Here is a 4,916-nt window from a genome sequence, read left to right as displayed (position 1 = left end):
CACACCCAGCACAGTGCAGGCGGCAATGATGAGTATGGTGTACTTCGCTTTCAATTTGTTCGCCACAACAAACAGCAGCGGAAAGACGATCGAGATCCGCATCTCATAGACCAGAGACCAGAACGCCGTGTTGTACCGGTTGTAGTTGTAGTTGCCAATGAACAGCACATGTTGAAGAACGGACCGCAAATCGACCTGCTTCGACCAGGTTGCAGCCCGCCAGCCGGTCGATCCCAGGCGATTGTGCCACAGGGCGCATCCGATCAGCGCCAAGGCCAAAGCCCCAAGATAAGGGCCATAGATGCGCAGGATTCTGCGGCGGAGAAAAATCGGATATGGCTGCCTCTTTCCGCGCAGGAAAGGAAGACTCAGCACAAATCCGCTCAACAGGAAAAAAAACATCACCGACTCACGGCCCGAGACCAGTGGGTACAGGAACACCGCCTGCCATCCGCTGCTGAAGGTGGCGGCAGGGTAAAATATGTTCCGAAAATGATTGCCCAGAACAATGACGGCCGCGAGGCCGCGCATCGCGTCCAGCTCGTGAAACCTGCGGCCTTCGCCTTTGGGGTTTTGCAAGGGCTTGGCGGCAGACGGAAGAGAAGGCTTCAAGTCGTTCATCTATTTCAGTGATTGTCTCAGACGCCAGCAAGCATACACTCGCGTTCGTGGCCCGTCCTTTTAATCCTAACCCCGCCTCTCATCGAGAGCACCACGCGCTCAGCCCGCTTGCGAGCGATGCTTCCCGTCCGCAAGACAATCAGGCTTCCCGGTCATACCCTAGTACACTAAAGATTGACCAATGTTTATTGATGAAGCACGAATCCGAATCAAGGCCGGCGACGGCGGTAATGGCTGCATGGCCTTCCGCCGCGAAAAGTTCGTCCCCCGCGGTGGCCCCTCCGGCGGTGACGGCGGCCATGGCGGCGACATTCTCATGTCCTCGTCGCTCAGCCACAACACACTCGTCCACTTTCGCTTCAACCCCGAGCACAAGTCCAAGCGCGGCGAGCACGGCATGGGCTCCAACTGCTCCGGCGAGTCCGCGGAGCACCTTACGCTCAAGGTTCCCGTAGGCACGCTGCTCTACGATGACGACACCGGCGAGCTGATCCACGACTTTGCCCAGCCCGACGAGACCATCGTCGTCGCCCGTGGCGGACGCGGCGGACGCGGCAACCAGCACTTCGCCACCAGCACCCACCAGGCACCGCGCGAGCACGAGCTGGGCCGCGCCGGGGAACAGCGCAACTTTCGCCTCGAGCTGCGCCTGCTGGCTGACGCCGGTCTGGTCGGCTACCCCAACGTCGGCAAGTCGACGCTGATCTCGCGCCTTTCCGCGGCCAAGCCCAAGATCGCCAACTACGCCTTCACCACGCTCGAGCCCAACCTCGGCGTGGTCCAGGTCGGCGAGTTTCCCCACACCGAGTCCTTCACCATCGCCGACCTTCCAGGCCTGATCGAAGGCGCGCACCTCGGCCACGGCCTCGGCATCCAGTTCCTGAAACACATCGAGCGCACCAGCGTAATCGTCCACCTCGTCGATGTCTCCGACTCCAGCGCCACCGAGGGCACCGTACGCCCGGACGCCGTCGCCGACTTCAAGGTCATCAACGAAGAGCTGCGCAGCTTCGATCCCACGCTCGTCACCCGGCCCACCATCGTAGTCGCGGCAAAGTGCGATGTGGCCAATCCCGACAAGCTCAAGAAGCTGACCGCCATGGCCAAGCGGCGAAAGCTGCCGTTCTTCGCCATCTCCGCCGTCACCGGCGAGGGCATCGAGCCGCTGAAGTACGCCATCGCCGAAGCCGTGGCGGCGCATCGCCCAGCGCGCATCGAACTCGAAACGCCCGCGCCTGCGACGGCCAAGCGCAAACCCAACTACCCTCCGCCCGCACCCTCAGCCCGCCGCCGAGGCTAGCGACGCGGCAAATCGGCTTTCACGCACCTTCCGGTGAAAGCCGATTCATCGTGTCCAGATCCTCACCACCAACGCACGTCATCTTGCCCGGAGCTGCGGGGTCCCCGACGAGCTTGCTGGTTGGGGTGCAAGCGATGTGCTGCTTGTCCTCTTTGCTGAAGCAAAAACCTTTCTCGCGCAAAATATCCTTCGCGATGTAGCGCCTTAAAACCCGCGATAAGGCTGTAACGTCACTATTTTCAATCGCAGAGCGATAGATCCATAGCTCAAAAGTGCTATATCCGCAGGCTCATCGACCGATTAGCTTCGAGTTAATAGATTTGCCTGAAGGTGCATCATGAACACTCACCTCCCCCCGCTCGTCGGTTTTTACGACCCCCGCCTCGTCATCGTCTCCGTCCTCATCGCGATCCTGGCGGCCTATGCTGCGCTCGATCTTGCCGGCCGCGTCACCGCTGCCCGCGGAATCGCACGCTACCTCTGGCTGACCGGCGGAGCCTTCGCCATGGGGCTGGGCATCTGGTCGATGCACTACGTCGGTATGGAGGCGCTTCGCCTTCCCGTGGAAGTTCGCTACGACTGGCCGACCGTCCTGCTCTCCATGCTCGCGGCGTTTGTGGCGTCGGCCATCGCGCTGTTTGTCGTAAGCCGCAAGACGATGACCATGACCTCGGCCATGGTGGGCAGCCTGCTGATGGGCAGCGGAATTGCCGCCATGCACTACATCGGCATGGAGGCCATGCGTTTGCCGGCGATGTGCACCTACTCGGCGGGGCTGGTCATCCTCTCCGTTGTGCTCGCGGTCGTCATCTCGTTTGTCGCCATGCTGCTGACCTTCGGCCTGCGCGACCAGATGTCGACCTGGAGCTGGCGCAAGTCCGGGGCCGCCATCGTGATGGGCCTGGCGATTCCCACCATGCACTACGCCGGCATGGCAGCGGTCAGCTTTATGCCCGCGCCGCTACCCGCGTCTGAGTTGAAGCACGCCATCAATATGTCCGAGCTGGGCCTGATCGGCATCGGCCTGGTGACGCTGATCATCCTGAGCCTCGTGTTCCTCGCCTCCATGCTGGACCGACGTTTTTCCATGCACGCCAAAGAATTGGAGATGAGCGAAGAGCGCTACCGGCTGATGGCGCAGATGACCGAGGAGCGCGAAAAGGCCCGCACCGCCGAGGCAGGCAGCCAGGCCAAGAGCGAATTTCTCGCCAACATGAGCCACGAGATCCGCACGCCGCTGAACGGCATCATCGGCATGACCGACCTTACGCTCGAGACCGAGCTGACCCGCGAGCAGCGCGACTACCTCGAGACGGTCAAGCTGTCGGCAGACTCCCTGCTCAACGTCATCAACGATATTCTCGACTTCTCGAAGATCGAGGCGGGCAAGGTGGACCTCGAAGAGATCGACTTCGACCTGCGCGACTGCATCGAAGGCGCGCTCAAGTCGCTCGCCCTCAAAGCAGACGAGAAGGACCTCGAACTTCTCTGCGAGGTCTCGCAGCAGATTCCCGAGACCGTCGTCGGCGATCCAGGCCGTCTGCGTCAGGTCCTCATCAACCTCATCGGCAACGCGCTGAAGTTCACGCATGAGGGCGAGATCGGCGTCAGGGTCCGCACCGAAGTGCTCGAAGAGAAGGCCGTTACCCTGCACTTCACTGTCGCCGACACCGGCGTCGGCATCCCTACCGACAAGCTGAACGCCATCTTCGAGTCCTTCAACCAGGCCGACACCTCGACCACCCGCGAATTCGGCGGCACCGGCCTCGGCCTGACCATCTCCAAACGCCTGATCGAGATGATGGGAGGCCGCATCTGGGTCGAGAGCGAGGTGGGCGTCGGCTCCCGCTTCCACTTCACCGCCCGGCTCAGCACCGAGACCGAGCAGGTACAGCCGGTCGAATTCGAGTCCACCCCAACCATCCTGACCGGCGTCAAGGTGCTGGTCGTCGACGACAACCGCACCAATCGCCGCATCCTCGACGGCCTGCTCACCCACTGGGGCATGATGACCACCGTGGTCGCCGACGCCGACAAGGCGCTGGCCGCGCTCACCACCGCGCGCGAGGCCAACGTTCCCTACGACCTGATCCTGACCGACATGCACATGCCCAAAATGGACGGCTTCGGCCTGGTGCAGGAGATCAAGCAGAGGCCTGCCTTGTCCACCTCGACCATCATGATGCTCACCTCCGGAGGCCAGCGCGGCGACGCCGCCCGTTGCGGTGAGATGGGCATCGCGGGCTACCTCGTCAAGCCGGTTCGCCAGGCCGAGCTGCGCGAGGCCATCTCCCGTGTACTGAAGACGAAACAGCAGATTGGAGACGTTCCTATGATCACGCAGAGCGTTCTTGAGAACGAGCGCGACCCGCAAAAGAGCCTTCACATTCTTTTGGCCGAAGACAATGTGGTCAACCAGAAGCTGGCGATTCGCCTGCTCGAAAAGCGCGGCCACCAGGTCGTCCTCGCCGTCAACGGCAAACAGGCCCTGTCGGCGCTCGAAAAGACCGCCTACGATCTCGTGCTGATGGACGTCCAGATGCCCGAGATGGACGGCATCGAAGCGACCGAGAAGCTGCGCCAGCGCGAAAAGAGCACCGGAAAACATCAGCCCGTCGTCGCCATGACCGCTCTGGTCATGAAGGGCGACCGCGAGCGCTGCCTCGCCGCTGGCATGGATGGATACCTCTCCAAGCCCATTCGCCCGCAGGAGCTCGACGAGGTGCTCGACGCCTACGTCCTCCGCGAGCGGGTCGCCTTTACTCCCGCACCCGAGCCCGTCGCCACAGAACCTTCCGTCGCCACCGCAGAGCTGCTCGAGCGTATCGACGGCGACCGCGCCTTTCTCGCCGAGCTGCTCGATCTCTTCCGCGAAGACTATCCCACGCAGATGAGCGCCGCCCGCGAAGCCGCCCGAACCGGCGACGCCGCCACCCTGCAACGGGTCGGCCACGCGCTCAAAGGCGCGCTGGGAAATCTCGCCGCGCCGGTCTCC

General features: G+C 62.4%; 3 protein-coding genes. 2 read left to right on the top strand and 1 reads right to left on the bottom strand.

The annotated features are described in order from the left end of the window. The coding region (locus VMU57_RS20560) for an acyltransferase (RefSeq protein ID WP_325386858.1) at positions 1-621 on the bottom strand (621 nt) is incomplete at its 3' end. Positions 622-802: 181 nt separating this feature from the next. Here VMU57_RS20560 and obgE point away from each other — a divergent pair. Together obgE and VMU57_RS20550 are read left to right on the top strand one after the other, a co-directional pair. Then, the gene (gene obgE, locus VMU57_RS20555) at positions 803-1,921 is read left to right on the top strand and encodes a GTPase ObgE (protein ID WP_325386856.1); all 1,119 of its coding nucleotides are present in this window, start codon (positions 803-805) and stop codon (positions 1,919-1,921) included. A gap of 337 nt (positions 1,922-2,258) precedes the next feature. Then, positions 2,259-4,916, top strand: a 2,658-nt coding sequence (locus tag VMU57_RS20550) for a response regulator (RefSeq protein ID WP_325386854.1), incomplete at its 3' end; no start/stop codon positions are given.

Origin of the sequence: Edaphobacter sp., assembly GCF_035532915.1 — a bacterium.
Lineage (GTDB): Bacteria > Acidobacteriota > Terriglobia > Terriglobales > Acidobacteriaceae > Edaphobacter.
This window is presented reverse-complemented; position numbering and strand designations above follow the sequence as displayed.

What these genes read in the sequence shown, in the direction of transcription:
- obgE (WP_325386856.1), top strand. Translation starts at nt 803, where the DNA reads ATGTTTATTGATGAAGCACGAATCCGAATCAAGGCCGGCGACGGCGGT.